At 66.8% G+C, this 18,613-nt stretch carries 15 protein-coding genes; 9 read left to right on the top strand and 6 right to left on the bottom strand.

Annotated elements, in window-relative coordinates:
* Window positions 1-11: 11 nt before the first annotated feature.
* Genes AC1DYD_RS35465 through AC1DYD_RS35450 form a run of 4 tightly spaced genes read right to left on the bottom strand, consistent with a single transcriptional unit; the run spans window position 12 to window position 6,491 of the window.
* Window positions 12-1,640, bottom strand: coding sequence for an ABC transporter substrate-binding protein (locus AC1DYD_RS35465; protein WP_478177418.1), 1,629 nt, complete (start codon window positions 1,638-1,640; stop codon window positions 12-14).
* 2 nt (window positions 1,641-1,642) lie between these two features.
* On the bottom strand, window positions 1,643-3,304 hold the full coding sequence (locus AC1DYD_RS35460; protein WP_478177417.1) for an ABC transporter substrate-binding protein: 1,662 nt from the start codon (window positions 3,302-3,304) through the stop codon (window positions 1,643-1,645).
* Window positions 3,301-4,863: an amidase gene (locus AC1DYD_RS35455; RefSeq protein WP_478177416.1), complete on the bottom strand. Its 1,563-nt coding sequence runs from the start codon at window positions 4,861-4,863 to the stop codon at window positions 3,301-3,303. Before AC1DYD_RS35455 ends, AC1DYD_RS35460 begins: the two co-directional genes overlap by 4 nt.
* Window positions 4,860-6,491 (bottom strand): ABC transporter substrate-binding protein, encoded by a 1,632-nt coding sequence (locus tag AC1DYD_RS35450; RefSeq protein ID WP_478177415.1) that lies wholly within the window; start codon window positions 6,489-6,491, stop codon window positions 4,860-4,862. Before AC1DYD_RS35450 ends, AC1DYD_RS35455 begins: the two co-directional genes overlap by 4 nt.
* Before the next feature lie 247 nt (window positions 6,492-6,738).
* Between AC1DYD_RS35450 and AC1DYD_RS35445 the strand changes: the two genes are divergently transcribed.
* The 7 genes from AC1DYD_RS35445 to AC1DYD_RS35415 all read left to right on the top strand — a co-directional run bounded on the left by AC1DYD_RS35445 (window position 6,739) and on the right by AC1DYD_RS35415 (window position 15,354).
* Window positions 6,739-8,334: an ABC transporter substrate-binding protein gene (locus tag AC1DYD_RS35445; protein ID WP_478177430.1), complete on the top strand. Its 1,596-nt coding sequence runs from the start codon at window positions 6,739-6,741 to the stop codon at window positions 8,332-8,334.
* A gap of 16 nt (window positions 8,335-8,350) precedes the next feature.
* Window positions 8,351-9,586 carry an acyl-CoA dehydrogenase family protein gene (locus AC1DYD_RS35440; RefSeq protein WP_478177414.1) on the top strand — a complete coding sequence of 412 codons (1,236 nt, stop codon included), beginning with the start codon at window positions 8,351-8,353 and terminating at the stop codon, window positions 9,584-9,586.
* Between the two features lie 104 nt (window positions 9,587-9,690).
* On the top strand, window positions 9,691-10,875 hold the full coding sequence (locus AC1DYD_RS35435; RefSeq protein ID WP_478177413.1) for an LLM class flavin-dependent oxidoreductase: 1,185 nt from the start codon (window positions 9,691-9,693) through the stop codon (window positions 10,873-10,875).
* A 55-nt stretch (window positions 10,876-10,930) separates the two neighbouring features.
* A complete protein-coding gene (locus AC1DYD_RS35430) occupies window positions 10,931-11,956 on the top strand; it encodes an aldo/keto reductase (protein WP_478177429.1) in 1,026 nt (341 codons plus the stop codon).
* Complete coding sequence (locus tag AC1DYD_RS35425; RefSeq protein WP_478177412.1) at window positions 11,953-13,191, top strand: SfnB family sulfur acquisition oxidoreductase; 1,239 nt, start codon at window positions 11,953-11,955, stop codon at window positions 13,189-13,191. Before AC1DYD_RS35430 ends, AC1DYD_RS35425 begins: the two co-directional genes overlap by 4 nt.
* A 19-nt stretch (window positions 13,192-13,210) precedes the next feature.
* Complete coding sequence (locus AC1DYD_RS35420; protein ID WP_478177411.1) at window positions 13,211-14,167, top strand: aliphatic sulfonate ABC transporter substrate-binding protein; 957 nt, start codon at window positions 13,211-13,213, stop codon at window positions 14,165-14,167.
* Window positions 14,164-15,354 (top strand): SfnB family sulfur acquisition oxidoreductase, encoded by a 1,191-nt coding sequence (locus AC1DYD_RS35415; RefSeq protein WP_478177410.1) that lies wholly within the window; start codon window positions 14,164-14,166, stop codon window positions 15,352-15,354. The genes AC1DYD_RS35420 and AC1DYD_RS35415 overlap by 4 nt, the downstream gene beginning before the upstream one ends.
* 51 nt (window positions 15,355-15,405) lie before the next feature.
* On the opposite strand, the gene AC1DYD_RS35410 is transcribed toward AC1DYD_RS35415, so the two are convergent.
* Both AC1DYD_RS35410 and AC1DYD_RS35405 read right to left on the bottom strand, forming a co-directional pair.
* Window positions 15,406-16,818, bottom strand: a complete 1,413-nt coding sequence (locus AC1DYD_RS35410; RefSeq protein WP_478177409.1) for an ISKra4 family transposase — start codon at window positions 16,816-16,818, stop codon at window positions 15,406-15,408.
* A gap of 4 nt (window positions 16,819-16,822) precedes the next feature.
* On the bottom strand, window positions 16,823-17,440 hold the full coding sequence (locus AC1DYD_RS35405) for a plasmid pRiA4b ORF-3 family protein (protein ID WP_478177408.1): 618 nt from the start codon (window positions 17,438-17,440) through the stop codon (window positions 16,823-16,825).
* A 43-nt stretch (window positions 17,441-17,483) separates the two neighbouring features.
* Between AC1DYD_RS35405 and AC1DYD_RS35400 the strand changes: the two genes are divergently transcribed.
* Both AC1DYD_RS35400 and AC1DYD_RS35395 read left to right on the top strand, forming a co-directional pair.
* Complete coding sequence (locus tag AC1DYD_RS35400) at window positions 17,484-17,660, top strand: hypothetical protein (RefSeq protein ID WP_478177407.1); 177 nt, start codon at window positions 17,484-17,486, stop codon at window positions 17,658-17,660.
* A gap of 14 nt (window positions 17,661-17,674) precedes the next feature.
* Complete coding sequence (locus tag AC1DYD_RS35395; RefSeq protein ID WP_478177406.1) at window positions 17,675-17,836, top strand: hypothetical protein; 162 nt, start codon at window positions 17,675-17,677, stop codon at window positions 17,834-17,836.
* Window positions 17,837-18,613 lie beyond the last annotated feature (777 nt).

The raw sequence follows: 18,613 nt of genomic DNA, 5'->3' as shown, positions 1-18,613 counted from the left end.
AAGACAAGGACTCAGGCGCCGATCCACGCGCCGGCCAGGTTGCCGGCGATGCCGTCGGCTCCCACGGTGTGGCCGCGCACGCGACGGTCGGCGATGGTGTAGTTGTCGGGCGCGAGCAACGTGATGTCGGGCAGATCGCGCACGATCAGGCGCTGGAACTCGGCAAAGGCCTTTTGGCGCCGCTTCTCGTCAAACTCGATCGCCGCGGCCTCGAGCAGTCGATCCACCTCAGGGTTGTCGTAGCCGGAGCCGTTGGAAAAGGGCAGACCCCTCTTGAAGTTCTTCGACCAGTACAGGCGCTGGATGCCGACGGTCGGATCGAAGGTGTTGCTCATCACGCTCACATGCAGGTCGAAGGCGCGATCGGTGTAGATGCGCCGCACGTAGGTCGCGAAGTCCTGCGAGCTGACCGTGACCTCGATGCCGATGCGGGCCAGGCTCTGCCTCAGGTAGTCGGCGGTGCGCTGGCCACCCTCGTTGGGGATCGGCGTCAGCGCCAGTTTCAGCCGCAGGTTGCCGCCGGCCTTGCCGCGCGTGAAGCCGGCTTCGTCGAGCAAGGCCTCGGCCCGCTTCACGTCGTGCGGCAGCACCGGCAAGTCGGGCAGGTAGAACTTCTTCAGCGCCGGATTCACCGGCCCCGGGATGAGCTGGCCCTGGCCGTACCAGACCGTCTTCAACACCACCTGGCGGTCGATCGTGAGCGCGATGGCCTGGCGCACGCGCAGGTCCTGCAGCGCCGGGTTCTCGAGGTTGAACTCGACCCGCGAGACGTTGTTGATGTACTCGTAGCCGTGGGGCTCGAACGCCAGGTTGGGGCGGGTGCGCAGCCGTTCGATATCGCCCATCGGCACCGGCGTGCCGGGGCTCAGGTGCACTTCGCCCTTCTCGATCGCGGCCGCGCGCGCGGCCGCGTCGGGGATGAAGCGCACGATGAGCCGATCCACATAAGGCTTCGGGTTGTCCCAGTAGTCGGGATTTCGCTCGTAGGTCACATGGCTGCCGCGGACCCACTCCTTGAAGACGAAGGGGCCGGTGCCGATCGGCGCGTTGTTGACCGGGTTGGCGTCGGCCTTGCCGCTTTCGTAGAGGTGCTTGGGCACGATCGGTGATTCGGAGGCCGCGAGCGCCGTGATCAGGTAGGGCACCGGCTTCGACAGCACCAGGATGGCGGTGTAGGGGTCCGGCGTGCGCACCTCGGCCACGCTCGCGAAAGTGGCGCGGCCGCGCGGGTGGTATTGCTTCAAGAGGCTGATCGAGTGCGCGACGTCGGCCGAGGTGAAGAGCTGGCCATCGTGCCACTTGACGCCGCGGCGCAGGCTGAAGGTGTATTGGAGGCCGTCGCTGCTCACCGCCCAGGCGGTGGCGAGTTGCGGCTGCGGCACGAGGTCGAAGTCGTAGGTGAGCAGCCCCTCGGTGGTCTTGGCCGAGATCAGCACCGTCGAGCCCGCCGAGTGCGCGATGGTCGACAGCGTGGGCGGCTCAGGGTCGATCAGCACGGTCAACGTGCCGCCACGAACCGGCGCGCCAGGGCCACTTGCCGATTGCGATTGCGCCCAGGCGGGCACGCGCGCGACGCCGGCGAGACCCAGGCCGGCGCCGCCCTGCAAGAGCAGGCGGCGCGAAATGGTGGATTGCCGCATGTTCAGGCCTTGATGTGGATGTCTGCAAAGTTGCCGGAGAGACCCTCCGCGCCGACCGTGTGACCGCCGATGCGACGGTTGGCGACCGTGACCTGCGCGACAGCCACCAGGCCGATGGTCGGCAGTTCGGTCGCGATCACGCGCTGGAAGTCGCTGAAGAGCGCGCGCCGCCGGGCTGGGTCGTTCTCGACGGCAGCGGCCTCGAGCAGGCGGTCGACCTCGGGATTGCCGTAGTGCGCGCCATTCGAGAAGGGCACGCCGGGACGGAAGTTCTTCGACCAGTAGAAGCGCTGGATGCCCACCGTGGGGTCGAACATCTGGCTCATGCCCTGGTTGTTGAAGTCGAAATCGCGATCGGTGTAGACCCGCTTGATATAGCTGCCGAACTCTTGTGCGCGCACGGTCACATCGATGCCGACCCGGGCCAGCGCCAGCCGGATGTACTGACCGACCCGGTTGCCGCCGGCGTCGAACACGTCGTGGCTGACCTTGAAGCGCACGCCGTCGGCGCCACGCGGCAAGCCGGCCTCGTCCAGCAGCGCCTCGGCACGCTTGCGGTCGAAGCCCGGCACCGCCACCTTCGGGTCGTGAAAGCCCTTGAGCACCGGCGAAATCGGGCCCGGCGCGGCCACGCCGTAGCCATACCACACGGTCTTCAGGATCACGTCGCGGTCGATGGCGTGGGCGACGGCCTGGCGCACCCGCACATCCTTGAAGAAGCGGTTGTCGAGGTTGAATTCGATGCGGGTGGTGGAGTTGTTGAAGTACTCGTTGCTGCGGGTGTCCAGGCTCAGGTGCGGCACATCCTTCAGTCGGTCGAGGTCAGGGATCGGCACTGGCGTGGCGCCCGCTAGGTCGACGGTGCCGCTTTCGAGCGCCGCGGCGGCCGCCGCCGGGTCGGGAATGAAGCGCACCACAAGGCGGTCGATGTAGGGCTTGCCCGGATCCCAGTAGTTGGGGTTGCGCTCGTAGATCACATGGCTGCCGCGCACCCACTCCTTGAAGACGAAGGGGCCGGTGCCGATCGGCGCGGTGTTGGCCGGATGGCTTGCCAGGTCCTTGCCCTCGTACACGTGGCGCGGAACGATCGGCGACTCGGCCGCCGCCAGGGCGGTGAGCAGGAAGGGCGCAGGCCGGCCGAGCACCAGGACCGCCGTGTGCGGATCTGGCGTGCGCACCTCGGTCACGCTCGCGAAGGTGGCACGGCCGCGCGGATGCGAGGCCTTGAGCGCCAGGATCGAGAAGGCGACGTCGGCCGAGGTGAAGTCCTGGCCGTCATGCCACTTGACGCCGCGGCGCAGATGAAAGGTGTATTGCAGGCCATCGGGCTGTACGTCCCACGAGACCGCGAGCTGAGGGCGCGGGCGCAGGTCGAAGTCGTAGCTCAGCAAGCCTTCCACCGCCTTGGGCGAGACCAGGAAGGTGCCTGCTGCCGAGTTGACCAGGCCGACCAAGGTTGGCGGCTCGAGCGCAGTGAGCAATGTGACGACACTCCCCGGCGTGCGCTTCGGGGCGTTGTCCGTCGCAGACGCTCCAGATGCCGTTGTCGTTGCCGTTGCCGCCACCGCCAGGGTCGGCAGCGCCGGCAGCACCAGCGGCACGCCCAGGCTGCCGAGCAGGCGCCGATGGAAGCGTCGACGGTCGATCGGGAACGTGGGCTTCATGCCGCCGCGACCTTGCCGTCAGTGTTTTCCGTGCCGGTGGTGCCGTAGCCTGGCGGGGCGACGAAGCCGCCGTAGATCTCTTCCAGCAGCCGGGCGAAGGCGATCGAGGTGCGGTCCTCGAGGTACGGGCCGACGGCCTGCGCACTCACCGGCAGCCTCTGTGCGTCCAGCCCGAGCGGAAAGCTGGTGGCCGGGAGGCCCGGCAGCACCGGCAGCCCGGCCCAGTGGAACAAGTCAAGAAAACGCACGTCGCGCGTGCCGTCCTCGAACTCGACCGGATAGCTGCGTGCATCCTTGGGCTCGCTGTGGTTGTGCTCGAAGGCTGGCAACGGCGCCACCGGCGTCACCACCACGTCGAAGGCTTCGAACAGGCGCTCCCATTGATGGCGCAGCGCGACGCGCGTCTCGTTGTCGCGCAGCCAGTCGCCGTGGCGCAAACTGGGCGCGCGCAGCCAGGCGGCATCCGCGCTGTCGTCATCCGGCGCCAGGTCTTCGAGCCGTTGCCGGGCCGCTTCGCTCAATGCGGGCGGCGAGGTCAGCGACGAGCCGAGCAGGCTGCGGTAGACGCGGTGCGACAGGGTGAGGTCGGGCAGCAGTCCCGGCTGCAGATCGGCCGGCCGACTCACTCGCACGCCCTGCGTGCGCAGGCGTTCCACGACCCTGGCGACGACGTCCTGCTCGTGCAGGCTGCGCGCGCTGCCGGGCCACTGGTCGATCACCAGCACGCGAAAGTCCTGCAGCTTCGTGTGGCGCGCCGGTGGCAAGGTGGCCTTCCAGGCCTTGGCGGCGAGCGGCTCGCGGTTGAGCAACAGGTCCAGCGCGAGTTCGAGGTCGGACGCGGTGCGCGCCAGCGGGCCGGCCACGCTCAGGTCGCGGTCGGCGAGGCGGCCCGAGGGCACGCCGGTGCCGCGCAACGAGACCAGCCCCGCGGAGGGCTTGTGGCCATAGACGCCGGTGAAGTGCGCAGGAATGCGGATTGAGCCACCGATGTCGGAGCCAAGTTCCAGTGCGACGTAGCCGGCCGCCAGCGCAGCAGCCGAGCCACCCGAGGAGCCGCCCGGCGTGCGGGTGAGGTCCCACGGGTTATTGCTGACACCGTAGATCGCGTTGTAGCTTTGCAGGTCGGCCAGCGCCAGTGGCACGTTGCTCTTGCCGACGATCACCGCGCCGGCTTCACGCAGCGCCGCTACCGCCAGGGCGTCCGTCGTCGCGACGTTGTTCGCAAAGGCGGGGTTGCCGCTGCTGGTGACAAAGCCGGCGACGTCGAACGATTCCTTGACCGTGATCGGTACGCCGAGCAAGGGCCTGCGTTCGCCGCGCGCCAGCGCGCCATCGGCTTCGCGGGCCGCGACGCGGGCTGCATCGTCGTTGCGCGCCACCACCGCGTTGATGTCCGGGTCGAAGCGGTCGATGCGCGCAAGCACGTGGTCGAGCAATTCGACGGCCGAGACGCGGCCTGCGGCCAGCGCTTCGGCCTGCGTCCGCGCGCTGGCGTAGGTGAGGGAATCCAGCAGCGAGGTCGAATCCAGCTGCGAAGCACGGAGGTCCTGGGTAGTCATGGTTGCTTGTCCTTCTTGTCTTGGTTGGATGGCTCGATCCAGGCGTCGGCGAGATCGCCGGCTGTCAGGTCGATGCTGTTGTCGAGGTTGTGCACGCGCCGGTTGAGCACCTGGATCGAAGGCACGGTCACCAGCGGCAGAACGGGCAGGTCGCGACCGACGATCTGCTGGATCTGCTTGAATTGGGCAGCCCGCTTGCCCGCGTCGAGTTCCACCGCGGCCTGGCCGAACAGCGCGTCGACCTGCGGGTTGTCGTAGTGAGCGGCGTTGATCCAGATCAGCGGATGGCGCACGCCGTCGCCCCAGTAGAAGCGCTGCACGCCCACCGTCGGATCGAAGAGGCGGCCGAGTCCGTTGACGTTGATGTCGAAGTCGCGCGTGGCATAGACGCGTTTCAGGAAGGTCGGCAGGTCGCCGTCAACGATCTCGACCTTGATGCCGACTTTCGCCAGCGCCGAGCGCAGGTAGTCCGTGGTGCGCTTGAAGTCGGCGCCGGGGATGTAGCTCAGCCGCAGCGTGAAGCGCTGGCCGTTGGCTTGCTTCGGCTGGCCGGCCTCGTCGAGCAGGCGGTTGGCGGCGACCGGGTCGAAGCTGTCGCGAAAGCCGCTGTCGTCGTAGTAGTCGGCCAGCACGCGCGGCACCGGTGAATTCACCACCTCCACGCGCTTGTAGTAGATCGTGTCGCGAATGAAGTTGCGGTCGATGGCCTGGGCGATGGCGTGCCTCACCTTCGGATTCGCCAGGATCGGGTTCTCGACGTTGAACTCCAGGAAGGAGGCATTGTTGAGGAAGCCGTCATAGCTCTCGTCCACTCGAAGCTTCGGGTTCGCGGCCAGCCGCTCGAGATCGGCCAGGCCGACACCCTGGGCAACATCCACTTCGCCTGTCTCCACCGCGGTCGAGATCGCCGCCGGGTCGCGCACGAACTTCACGATCACGCGGTCCAGGTGCGGATAGCCCTTGCGCCAGTAGTTCGGGTTCTTGCGCAGCACCAGGTGGCTTCCACGCACCCACTGCTCGAAGACAAAGGGGCCGGTGCCCACGGGCGCCGTGAGGTTCGGATTGCCCAGCGGGTCGCTGTCGGCGTAGCGGTGGGACGGCACGATCGGGAGTTCCGCCGACGACAGCGACTTGATCAGGAATGGCGCCGGCTGGCTCAGCACGATCACCGCGGTGAGCGGGTCGGGCGTGTCCACGCGCTCCACGTTGGCAAGCGTGATGCGCCCGCGCGGGCCCTGCTTCTTCTGGGTCAGCACCGAGTACCGCACGTCCTCGGCCGTGAAGGCGCGCCCGTCATGCCACTTCACGCCGGGGCGCAGGCGGAAGGTGTACTTCAGGCCATCGGCGCTGACCTGCCATGACGTGGCCAGCAGCGGCTGCGGGCTGAACTTCGCGTCATAGCGCAGCAGGCCCTCGGTGACCTTGGCGCTGACGTTGCGGTTGTCGGTCTTGGTGTCGAGAAACGACACCAGCGACGTCGGCTCCTGCGGCACTGCGAAGGTGAGCGTGCCGCCTTCCACGATCGGCGGCGGGTTCGCCTGGGCGGCGGCCGTGAAGGGCAGTGCGGCGAGCGCGAGGTGAACCAGGCGGCGATTGAACCGGGTTCTTTTCAGGAACGAGAAGAGCATATGAATGGATGAGGGTGCCAATGGACCGGCGCACGGGATGAGCAGGTGATGGTCCGGGAAATCCGACGCTGCGCTTAGCATTTTTCCGATATTGGAAATTCGCTTCGGTGCAGATCCGCTCGCGCTGTCGCGCCGTCACGCTCTCGCGCAGGAAAGTAGTTTGCATAGACGAAATCCTTTGTTGGGCCGATCCGGCCGAGCGGCGAACATCCGGCCCCTCCTTCCCTCCCTTTCTGAAACTCTCCGTATGACACATTGGGCAAGCGCGCAGCTGGCTGGACGAACCCTGGTTCTCGCAGCGGCTTTCGCCACGCTGGCAGCCGTCAACGCGGCGGCACAGCCGCGCCCGGGCGGAACGCTCACCTGGCTCGTCAATCCCGTTCCTTCGTCGATCATTCCGCTGGCTACCACCGCCGGCGGCAATGCCGAACTCGGCCCCAAGGTCGTCGAGGGCTTGCTGACCTACGACTACGACCTCAAGCCAAAGCCGTTGCTCGCCACCGCGTGGTCGCAGAGCAAGAACGGCCTGCAATACACCTTCCAGTTGCGCCGTGGCGTCAAGTGGCATGACGGGCAGAACTTCAGTTCGGCCGACGTGGCGTTCTCGATCCTGACGCTCAAGCAGGTCCATCCGCGCGGGCGCAGCACGTTCGCCAACGTGGTGGACGTGAAGACGCCGGATCCCTACACCGCCGTCATCGTGCTCAGCAAGCCCTCGCCCTTCTTGCTGACCGCGCTGGCGGCCACGGAGTCGCCGATCATTCCCAAGCACCTGTACGAGGGCACCGACATTGCGTCGAGCAAGTACAACAGCGCCCCGGTCGGCACTGGTCCCTTCGTCTTCAAGGAATGGGTGCAGGGCAGTCACATCATTCTGGAGCGCAACCCGAACTACTGGGACAAGCCCAAGCCCTACTTGGACCGGGTGGTGGTGCGCTTCGTACTCGATTCCGCGGCACGCGCGGCGGCGCTGGAATCGGGCGCGGCCGAGCTGGGGAGCGGAACCGGCAGCATTCCGCTGTCGGATGTGGAGCGCTTCAAGAAGCTGCCGGGCATAGAGATCGACACCCGCGTCTCCCCTTACGTGGGCGCCCATCAGCAGATCTACTTCAACCTCGACACCCCGGCGCTCCAGAAGATCGCAGTGCGCCGCGCCATCGCGCAGTCGATCGATATCGACGCCTTTGCCAAGACGGTCTGGTACGGCTACGGGACGATTTCGGCGTCCTCGATCGGAACCGGCATCAGCCGCTACCACGATGCCAGCATCAGGCCCTATCCCTTCAATCCGAAGGCGGCCGAGGCCGCGCTGGACGCGGCGGGATTTCCCCGCGGGGCTGGTGGCTCCCGGCTGAAGTTGCGCCTGCTCTACAACCCGTTCCAGGAACGTCGGGCAGCGGACTTCGTGCGGCAGTCGCTGGGCCGGGTCGGCATCGACGCCGCGATCGAGAACTACGATTTCGCCACCTACGTGACCAAGGCCTATACCGACCGCGCCTTTGACATCACGCTGGAAAGCCTCACCAACCTGTTTGATCCCACAGAGGGCGTGCAACGGGTGTTCTGGTCGAAGAACTTCAAGATCGGGCTGCCGTTCTCCAATGCGGCGCACTACTCGAATCCGGAGGTCGACCGGCTGCTGGAAGCCGCCGCGGTGGAGGTCGACGAGACCAAGCGTCGCCAGCTTTTCATCGAATTCCAGCAGGCGGTCTACCGGGACATTCCATCGATCGAGTTGGGGGCCAACCCCGCCATCACCGTGTTGGCCAGCAAGGTGCGCGACTATGCCCCTACGGGGGAGCACATCCGGGGCAGCTTCGCGGACCTGTACTTCCAGCCTTGAGATCGCACGCATTGCAATGACTGCCACCCCACACCCTGCATCGACGCCAAGGCTCCAGGTCCTGCTCGCGCGCCTGCCCGCTCTGGCGGCGGCAATTGCCGAAGGCGCGGCCGAACGCGAACGCGAACGCACGCTGCCCGTCGAGGCCTTTGCACAGTTTCGCGAATCCGGACTTGGCGCATTGCGGGTCCCGTCGGAGCGCGGCGGCCCGGGCGGCTCGATCGAGACCCTGGTAGAGGTCGTCGCCACGCTGGCGGCGGCCGATTCCAACGTGGCGCACGCGCTGCGCACGCACTACAACGCGATCGAACTGTGGACCTCGTCACCGCCCGATGCGAACAACCAGCGCCAATTGGGGCGCGTGCTCAAGGGCGCGGTCTTCGGCGGCGCCTTCACGGAGCTGGGCACGCCGCGTTCCGGCACCGTGACCACCGCGCTCGAGCGCCAAGGCGAACGGCTGCTGCTCAATGGCAGCAAGTACTACGCGACCGGCACCGCGTTTTCCGACTTCGCCAGCATCGCAGTGCTGGACGACGAGGGGCACGACGCCACCGTGATCGTGCCGACCGACCGCAAGGGCCTGAACGTGAAAGACGACTGGGACGGCATGGGCCAGCGCCTCACCGCGAGCGGCAGCCTGGAATTCGATGCGCTGGAGATCCGGCCGGATGAAGTGGTGCGCGCGCCGCAGCACATCCTGCAGCGTCGCCATGCCTCGTCGCTGCGCCAGCTTTATCTGGTGGCGGTGGCGGCTGGCATCGTGCGCAATGTACTGAGCGATGCGGTGCACTATGTGCGCCACCACGGAAGGCCCGCCGCCCACAGCCCGGCCGCATCGGCAACGGAGGATCATTTCACGCAGTGGGCGATCGGCGACATCGCCGCCCACAGCCACGCGGTCGACGCCCTGATCGCGGACAACGCACGCACGCTCGACCGCTCGGCGGAGGCGTTGCGTGAAGGCGCCCGCGATGAGCAGTGGGAGGAGAGAGTGGGCCAGCTCGTGCTGGACGGCGCCCTGGCCACAGCCAAGACACAGCTCGTGGTCAGCCGGATCGCGCTGCAGGCTGCGGAACGCCTGTTCGAGGCCGGCGGTGCGTCGGCCACGTCACGGCGGCACAACTACGACCGTCATTGGCGCAATCTGCGCACGATCTTCAGCCACAACCCGCTGCAGCAAAAGGCACGCGTGGTCGGCGACTACGAGTTGAACGGAACGACCACCCATCTGGAATCCGGCAAGGTCTTCTGAGCCTCTTTGCTTCCTGCGGATCGCGAATTTGAATATTCGGATTCCGTGCGTGCCAATGTCCGCGCTGCCGACCAGAATCGATCAACCCCTGAGGTAAACCCAGAATGTCCCTGTCACAGCGGCCCGGCGCCATCGCCGGGTGGGAGCGCTTCGCCGCACCGACCGAATTCAGCGAGAGTCCGATCAGCCGCGCATTCAGGCAGCCCGTTTTGCTCGGACTGTTCCTGCCGATCCAGGCCGGTGGCTGGAGCGCATCGACCCTGCCGCGCACCACCGACTGGCGCTTCGACTACAACAAGAACCTGGTGCTCACGGCCGAGGCGCTCGGCTTCGACCTGGTCTTCGCGCTGTCGCAGTGGCTGCCCAAGGGCGGCTACGGCGGCGTCTTCAACGGCAATGCGCTCGACTCCTTCATGACCACCGCGGCGCTGACCGCGGTGACGAGCCGGATCATGCTGATCTCGACCATCCACGTGCTGTACGGCCCGCTGCATCCGCTGCACCTGGCCAAGTACGCCGCCACGCTGGACCACATCTCGGGCGGCCGCTGGGGCATCAACGTGGTGACGGGCCATCGCGCGGTCGAACACGAGATGTTCGGCTCGCAGCGCATCGAGCACGACCGGCGCTACGAGCTCGCGGCCGAGTTCCTCGAGGTCGTGCAGCGGCTCTGGGGCGATGCCGAGAACTGGTCGTTCAAGGGCGAATCGCCCTGGAAGCTCGACGGCGCCTTCGTCTCGCCCAAGCCGCGCTTCGGCCGCCCGGTGCTCGTGAACGCCACGGGCTCCGACGCCGGCATCGCCTTTGCGGCACGCTATTCGGACATCGTCTTCATCACGAGCCCGAGTGGCTCCAGCTTTGCCAGCGCCATCGAGGCGCTGCCCGCGCACACCGCGCGCGTGAAGCAGGCCGCGCGCGCGGTCGGACGCGAGGTGCGCACGCTGCTCAATCCGATGGTCATCAGCCGCGAGACCGAGCGCGAGACCTGGGACTACCACGACGCCATCGTTGCGCACATCGACGCCGACCCGAACACCAGCTTCAACCGCTTCGACAGCGATGCGCACGCCTGGCGCGGGCGCGTCGGCAACGACGCGCCCAAGCGCCGCGCCATCGGTGGAAACATCGAGGTCATCGGCACGCCGGAGCAGGTGGTCGAGCAGTTCGTGCAGCTCAAGCGCGCGGGCGTCGACGGCCTGCAACTGAGCTTCTTCGACTTCAAGCCCGACCTCGAATTCTTCGGCGACCGCATCCTGCCGCTCATGAAGCAGGCCGGCCTGCGGCTGTGAGCGCATTCACATTCAACCGACCCGACACAGACAACCCCTTTCCTTCATGAGCACCATCGACTACCGCCCCCTCGGCCGCAGCGGCATCCTCGTTTCGCCGCTGACCCTCGGCACCATGATGTTCGGCGGCCAGACCGACCGCGCCACCGCGCAGCGCATTGCCGAGCGTGCCCTCGAGCAGGGCGTGAACTTCATCGACACGGCCAACGCCTACAACAAGGGCGAATCGGAGACGGTCGTCGGCCAGTTGGTGGCGCCTTACCGCAACCGCTGGGTGGTGGCGACCAAGTTCGCCAATCCCGACCCCGACATCGCCGGCCCCAACAACCGCAGCACCGGCCGCCACGGCATCGTGCAGTCGGTCGAGGCCAGCCTGAAGCGCCTGGGCATCGACCACATCGATCTGCTGTACCTGCACCGCGAGGACCGGGCCACGCCTGTGGCCGAGACCGTGCGCGCGCTGGGCGACCTGATCCGCGCCGGCAAGCTGCGCAGCTACGGCCTGTCCAACCACAGCGCCTGGAAGATCGCGGAGTTCGCGCGCACGGCCGATGCCCTGAACGTGGACCGCCCCGCGGCGAGCCAGCCGCTCTACAACCTCGCGAACCGCCAGGTCGAAGCCGAGCACCTGCCCGCGGCCGAGTACTACGGACTGGGCGTGGTGTCGTACAGCCCGCTCGCGCGCGGCGTGCTCACCGCCAAGTACCGGCCCGGCGAAGCGCCGCCGCCAGGCACGCGCGCCGGTCGCGACGACAAGCGCATCCTGCAGACCGAGTGGCGCCCCGAGTCGCTGGAGATCGCGCAGCGCGTGAAGCAGCATGTCGAAGGGCGCGGCATCACGCCGGGGCAGTTCGCGCTGGCCTGGGTGTTGAATAACCGGCTGATCACCTCCGCCATCGCCGGTCCGCGCACGCTGGAACAGTGGGAGGACTATGTGCCGGCCCTCCATTACCGCTTCACCGAGGAAGACGAGGCGCTGGTCGATGCGCTGGTGACCACCGGGCACTCGTCGCGCCCGGGTTTCAACGACCCGAGCCATCCGTTCTTCGGCCGCCTGCCCCGGCATCGCACGTCGGCATGAATGCCGTCCTTGCCTCCGTGAGCAAGCGCCGTGCCGGCCACCGAACCGCGCGCGCCGTGCAGGCGGCGCAGGTGCTGCGCGGCGACGCCGACGTGCTCGACACGGCGCGCTGCATCGCACGCCTTCTCGCTGACGGCGCATCCATCCGGGATCGCGAACGCATCCTGCCCGAGCAGGAACTCGACGTGGTCTCGGGCGCCGGCCTCTGGGCGATGAACGTGCCGCGCGCGTACGGCGGCGCTAGCGTGTCGTATGCCACGGTTGCGCAGGTGTTCGCCATCCTGTCGGCGGCGGACGCGTCGATCGGTCAGATCCAGCAGAACCACAACAGCGCGGTGTTCTGGCTGTCGACCGTCGGCACCGCGGCGCAGAAAGACTTTTTCTTGGGCGAGATCCTGCGCGGCTGCCGCTTCGGCAATGCCAACGTCGATGCCGCGGGCAAGGACGGCGTGCAGCCCACCGTCATCGCGCGCACCGCGCGCGGCCACGTGCTCAGCGGCGAGAAGATCTACGCGACGGGCGCGCTCTTTGCGCACTACGTGAGCGTCATCGGCCAGAACGAGGCCGGCGAAAAGACGGTCGCCATCATCCCCGCCGGCACGCCCGGCCTCGCGATCGAAGACGACTGGAACAGCTTCGGCCAGCGCACCACCGCGAGCGGCCGCGTGCGGCTCGACCGGGTCGAACTGCCGGAGCTGTGTGTGCTGCCGATCCACCGGGCATACAGCGAGCAGCCGATGGGCGCGGTCTCGCAGCTCAGCCACGTGGGCATCGACCTGGGCATCGCGCAGGCCGCGCTGGACGACACGGTGCGCTTCCTGCGCGGCCAGTCGTCAATCAGCCAGCCCGAAGGCTCGCCGCGCGCAGTGACTGACCCGCTGGTCATCGCACAGGTCGGCGAGATCCAGACCCGGCTGCATGCCGCGGCGGCCATGACGCAGCGCGCGGGCCTCGCGGTGGACGCGGCCATCGTCGAACCGGACAAGGCCCGCAGAGGGGCGGCCTCGCTCGCGGTGGCCGAGGCCAAGTGGCTGACTTCCGAGGTGGCGCTGTTCGCGTCGAGCAAGCTCTTCGAGCTGTGCGGCACGCGCTCGGCACAGCACCCGCATGCCTTCGACCGCCACTGGCGCAATGCGCGGGTGCACACGCTGCACGACCCGGTGCGCCACAAGCTCACCGTGGTCGGGGATGCGTTGCTCAACGGCATCGCGCCCGAAAGCGCTGGCGCGCTCTGAGACCCGACCCTTCCCAGCCATGATTTCACGACGACATTTCGCCATCGCGGCCGGCGCGGCTTCCGTGGGCCTGGCCCCCCGTGCCTGGAGCGCCAGCGGCCTGAAGGGCTCGACGCTGACGCTCGGCTACCAGAAGACCGGCATCCCGCTGGTGGCACGGCAGCTGAAGGTGTTTGAAAAGCGCTTCGAGCCGCAGGGCATCCGCATCGAGTGGGCCGAGTTCACCTCGGGGCTGAACCTGCTGCAGGCCATGGACGCCGGGGACATCGCCTTCGGCAACGCCGGTAACGTGGGCTGCATCTTTCTGCAGGCCTCCGGCGGGCGCGTGGCCTACGTGGCCGCACAGCCGTCCACGCCGCGCTCCGAAGGCATCCTGGTCAAGGACGGCTCGCCGATCCGGAGCATCGCCGACCTGAAGGGGAAGCGCATCGGCTACGCCAAGGGGTCGAGCTCGCACAACCTGGTGGCCGCGGCGCTTGAGACTCACGGCCTGAACATCAACGACGTGACCAGCATCGGATTGAGCGCGGCGGACGCCGCTTTCGCTTTCGACGGCGACAACATCGACGCCTGGGCCATCTGGGATCCCTACTTCACCATTGCCCAGCGTCGCAGCAAGACGCGGGTGGTCGTCTACCAGGGCGATGTGCTCAAGGACAGTGCCGGCTTCCTGCTCGCCAACACCGAGTTCGCGAAGGCATCGCCCGAGCATGTGCGCGCGCTGATCGAGGGTTCGGTCGAAGCGGGCAGTTGGGCCAAGCGCAATCTCGGCGAGGTCACGAAGTCGCTCTCGGCGGTGACCGGCATGCCGCTCGATGTCGTGGCCGAGGTGAACGCCAATGCCGGCTTCGACGTCGGGCCGCTGACGCCGGCCATCCTGGATTCGCAGCAGCGCACGGCGGACCGGCTGTTGCGGCTCGGCGTACTGCCGAAGGCGGTCGAGGTTCGCAACGCCGTGTGGTCGGGGGCGGGGTGAGCGGCCTGGCTGCCGCCGATCTCGTGCGCAACGACGCGCAGGCACGCGAGCGGGTCGAAGCCTTGGCTGCCGTGTTCAGGCAGGGTGCGCGAGAACGCGACCGAGCGAGGGCACTGCCCGCCGCGGAAATCGCGCAACTCACGCAGGCCGGCTTCTTCGGCATGTCGGTGCCGCGCAGCCACGGCGGCGCCCAGGTGTCGGCGGCGACAGTCGTGCATTGCTTTCGCGTGCTGGCCGCCGCCGATCCGAGCATTGCGCAGATCCCGCAGAACCATTTCTGCTGGCTGCCGCTGTTCGGCCAGGGCACGCCGGCGCAGGCCGACTTCTTCTGCGGCCGGGTGCTGGCCGGTGACCGCATCGGCAACGCCCATTCGGAAGACACGCGCAAGCGCCCCTTCGACTACGAGCACCGCCTCGAGCGCGTGGCGGGCGGCTGGCGCATGACCGGTCGCAAGTTCTACTCGACCGGCGGAGTCTTCGCGCAGTGGATTCCCTTCATCGGCAACGACGAGGCCGGCCACCAGTGCATGTTCTTCGCGCAAGCGGGCAGCCCCGGGCTCGAGGTGGTCGACGACTGGTCCGGCATGGGGCAGCGCACCACGGCCAGCGGCACCACGGTGTTCGACCGCGTCTTCGTGCCGGATGCGCACGTGCTGCCGTTCGCGGCGCAGGGCCCGGCCCACAAGGCTCGGATGCTGCTGTCGAGCCTGATCCACGCGGGCATCGACCAGGGCATTGCCGAAGAGGTGCTGGCCGACGCGCGGGACTACATCGTCCACCACAACCGGCCGTGGATCGACAACCCGAACGATGAACACGCGCACGAACCCTTCGTGGTCCAGGCGTTTGGCGGGTACGCGGTGCAGGTGCGCACCGCGGCCCTGTCGCTGCGCCACGCAGCCGAACGGGTCGACCGCGCGTGGGCCGAGCCGACGGACGATGCCGTGCTGGACGCTCGCCTGGCCATTGCCGACGCACGGCTGAACTGCGCCGATGCGGCGACCACGCTGGCGGATGGCTTCTTCACGCTGACCGGGGCGCGCGCGACCCTGGAGAAACACGGGCTCGACCGTCACTGGCGCAACGCTCGCACGCATTCGCTGCACGACCCGCTGCGCTGGAAGCTCTTTCACCTGGGCAACTACCACCTCAATGGCGTGGTGCCGGGCCCGCGCAGCTACATCTAGGAGAGCATCACATTCCCGGGGGTGTGCAATGCAGCATCCTTGCTCCACCGCCTACGCCGCGAGCGGCGCCTGATCCTGAGCTCCGAAACCGGGATACCACCTCTCGAAGGACGCGCGTAGCTCGTCATTGAGGACCTGGGTACGAACCTGTAGCAGCAGATGCGCTCCGCGCGGCGTCCAGCGCATCTGCTGCTTTTTCACGAACCGCTTGGAGATCACCTGGTTGACCGCGGACTCGACAAAGCCGGTGGAGATCCGTTCCCCGCATCGGTACCTCTCCCCGTAGTTGACGATGGCGCCGGCATTGTTGTCGACGTAGGTCGCGAATTCATCCAGCGCCCGATCAAGTTTCCTCAGCACGACCGAAGGCGGCCGCCCGGCTTGCCTGTCCTGCTCGCGCACGCCGTTGATTTCTTCGAGCAGGTCGTACAAGGTTTCGTCGGCGCGGACCACGTTTCCATGCCACAGGAACCATTTGACGCGCTCGATGCCCTTGAGGAGGTGTTCCTTTTCCGAGCCTTGCCACCCGCGTGCTGTTTGCAAGAGCTGCTCGATGCGCATGGCGACGTGGAACCAATCCAGAATGTGCTCGGATCGCGGGTGCACAAACGCGCCGAGCTCACGAACTGTGTCCCCGCCGTCACACAGGAACGTGATGTGCTGTCGAGGGAGGATGCCTTGCGCCTCGAGCACGGCGCGCAGCCTCCGCTTCGGTTCGCGGTCTATCCGATGAACGAAGGCGAAGACCTTGGCTACACCTTCCTCCGGGATGCTCTTTCCGGCGATGACCTCGAAGCATCCGTTGGCACCCGGCAGGCGATCGCGGCCTCGGATGTAGCCGCCGTCCAGCCCCACCGTGATTGGAGCGGCAGGCTCCGGCGAGGCTTCGATCTCGCGCTGGGAGCCGCCGCCGTTGTAGGCGAAATGCTCCGGGCCGAGTTGCGCATCGAGTCGCTCCGCGGTGTCCAGAACGTGCCGACGAATGGTTTCCGGACGCAGCCCCTGGTCGACGGGCAACACATCATGCAACAGCGCACCGACCGCCGCGAAGGAGACTTGCGCGGCCCACTTGGCCTGCAGGTACGTCAGTTCTGGGGACGTGTGCACCGTCAGCAGTTCGCTCAGCGGGCAGAAAGTAGCCTCCCGGGCTTGCTCGCAGCGGCAGCGGCGCCAACGGGGGCTGCGAAAGTCGATATCCCCGAACGCGGTGCGAAAGCGCAGAGGGTGGTAGCCCTTGACGGCTCGCGGCCTGCCGCAGTGCGGACAGGCCCTGCGGTCGGATAGGTAGCAATCCAGCTGCTTTTGGACAAGCGCTTGTTGGAGCTTGCCGAGGATGGACTTGGCGTCGCCAAAAACGAGTCCGACGTCCTGCACCTGGTCACATGCCCGATCAATGATATGAAGCGGCACGGTGACCGTCCGCCCCGCGGCGCCCTCGATACGAATCTGAATGGTGACTTTCATGGACTCACCTTTCCTGAGATGGAGGAGCCAACGCGGCAAGCCTGCGGTTAACTGCGCGCCGATCGAAGCGATCGGGGTGGTAGTGGCGCAAGATCTCCCATTCCACGTCTTCCACCTCGTCGAGAAGATCATCGAATTCGTGCCGGGACCTGCTCTCACCGATCAAGGTGTGCTCGAACCGAGTGGCGATGAACGCTTGCGGACCGCCGCAGTCCTCTGGAGGAGCGGCGCGCTGGCCTGCGATGCACACCGGATACACCCGCTTCGGGTCCAAAGGCAAGGTGGCCTCGATGCGCACGTCGTGCACCCACAAATCGCCGAAGTCGTACTCGTATGTGAATCGTTCGAGGCGCCGCAGCTTCAGTTGGCCGATTAAGGCTTCGTGTGCGTCGGTGTCGAAGAAGATGCCGCCCTCCTGATGGACTCCGTACTCGCGACCACGAATCTCGAAGCGGTGAAGGTGCATGTCCTGCCAGCCGAACGCGACCTGCAGGATCCGGTGAAGCCGCGCGACGCTCGTATCGCCTCGCACCAGAAGGCGCCGCCAGATCAGCGGGCTGATGCTGCGCAGCACTGCGCGCAGCTGCAGGACCTCCTGTCCAGAAGATGCTCCGGCTTCCATCCCCGAAGCTTACTTTGCTGCACTGCACACCCCCAGGAATGTGATGCTCTCCAATGACCGCTTGATGCTAGCCAAGGCGGCATTGGGCATCGCGGTCGTCGAAGCGCAAGGCGCCGCCGTGGAGACCCTCCTGGCCGTCGATGTCGCAGCGCCGCACATCGGCGCAGCGCTCGGGCTGCTGCTCTACCCCCGGCGCCTTGTTGCGACGCTGCGGTGCTGAAACGGAAATCCATCGTGCGAGCGACCACCAAGCCGCAGTCTCGCCAGGTAGCACCGAAGCACTGGCTCAACCGCAACATTCTGGGCATGGGCCTCGCGAGCCTCTTCAGCGACTGGAATCACGAGATGGCGTCCATGTCGGACAGCGCCGATGTCAGCATCCCGGATGAATCCTGACATCACTTCCACGCCGATGCCGACGTCCGATCCGGCCGCGGGCTGCTGGTCTCGTGCGCCTTAATCATCTAAACCAATCGCATGGAGAGGGCAACCTAAAGAGGCGACGCGATGGACAAGATGATTCTGGATTCGGGGAGCTCTGACAGAGGTTACGAGTGTTTCGGATCGCAGGCGTGCGCATGCATTCTGAATTGCGGCAAGAACGAAGCCCGCTTCTGGCATTCGCTGGGCTACGTGGTGCTTCACTTCGCACATCAGGCGCAACGAGTCGCGATACCGGCGACTGGAGAAAGCTCATGCTCATCATTGTGAAATCCGTGCCCTCCACCCAGGATTCGCGGGTCGTGATCGCATGCATTCGAGCCTGTGTCTGGGCGGGCGTCGAAGGCCGGCCTTTCTGCACTTTGCGGTAGGTGCTGAGTTCTTACCGTGCTACACAGTTGTCACGCTGGTCGGCGAGATGGCCGAACGGGCCTGACGGGCGAAATTTATGTAGGGCTCAAAAAGGAAGACGGGCATGAACTGAGAACCGGCTCCGGTCGTCTGAACACGCATCGACCTGAGTTAAGTGGATTGGCTGCGGTTTGATTCTTTCAATCTTCAAGGCCCCTGCCAGGCCGCCGGAGGCGCCCCGGTTGAGCCATGTACTCATGGTTCAACCCATCAGGCAGCCTCCTTCATCGCCGGCAGCGTGGCGAAGTAGACCATGTCCGGCGTGCGCCCGTCGTGCGACTGATGGGGCCGGCGCGCGTTGTAGAAATCGAAGTACGCGGC

The sequence above is a fragment of the Variovorax sp. P4_B11 genome (assembly GCF_056402355.1).
Note: the sequence above shows the minus strand (reverse complement) of the source record. Positions and strands in the feature narration are given on the sequence as shown.

What these genes read in the sequence shown, in the direction of transcription:
- AC1DYD_RS35465 (WP_478177418.1), bottom strand. Translation starts at nt 1,640, where the DNA reads ATGCGGCAATCCACCATTTCGCGCCGCCTGCTCTTGCAGGGCGGCGCC.
- AC1DYD_RS35460 (WP_478177417.1), bottom strand. Translation starts at nt 3,304, where the DNA reads ATGAAGCCCACGTTCCCGATCGACCGTCGACGCTTCCATCGGCGCCTG.
- AC1DYD_RS35455 (WP_478177416.1), bottom strand. Translation starts at nt 4,863, where the DNA reads ATGACTACCCAGGACCTCCGTGCTTCGCAGCTGGATTCGACCTCGCTG.
- AC1DYD_RS35450 (WP_478177415.1), bottom strand. Translation starts at nt 6,491, where the DNA reads ATGCTCTTCTCGTTCCTGAAAAGAACCCGGTTCAATCGCCGCCTGGTT.
- AC1DYD_RS35445 (WP_478177430.1), top strand. Translation starts at nt 6,739, where the DNA reads ATGACACATTGGGCAAGCGCGCAGCTGGCTGGACGAACCCTGGTTCTC.
- AC1DYD_RS35440 (WP_478177414.1), top strand. Translation starts at nt 8,351, where the DNA reads ATGACTGCCACCCCACACCCTGCATCGACGCCAAGGCTCCAGGTCCTG.
- AC1DYD_RS35435 (WP_478177413.1), top strand. Translation starts at nt 9,691, where the DNA reads ATGTCCCTGTCACAGCGGCCCGGCGCCATCGCCGGGTGGGAGCGCTTC.
- AC1DYD_RS35425 (WP_478177412.1), top strand. Translation starts at nt 11,953, where the DNA reads ATGAATGCCGTCCTTGCCTCCGTGAGCAAGCGCCGTGCCGGCCACCGA.
- AC1DYD_RS35420 (WP_478177411.1), top strand. Translation starts at nt 13,211, where the DNA reads ATGATTTCACGACGACATTTCGCCATCGCGGCCGGCGCGGCTTCCGTG.
- AC1DYD_RS35410 (WP_478177409.1), bottom strand. Translation starts at nt 16,818, where the DNA reads ATGAAAGTCACCATTCAGATTCGTATCGAGGGCGCCGCGGGGCGGACG.
- AC1DYD_RS35405 (WP_478177408.1), bottom strand. Translation starts at nt 17,440, where the DNA reads ATGGAAGCCGGAGCATCTTCTGGACAGGAGGTCCTGCAGCTGCGCGCA.
- AC1DYD_RS35400 (WP_478177407.1), top strand. Translation starts at nt 17,484, where the DNA reads ATGCTCTCCAATGACCGCTTGATGCTAGCCAAGGCGGCATTGGGCATC.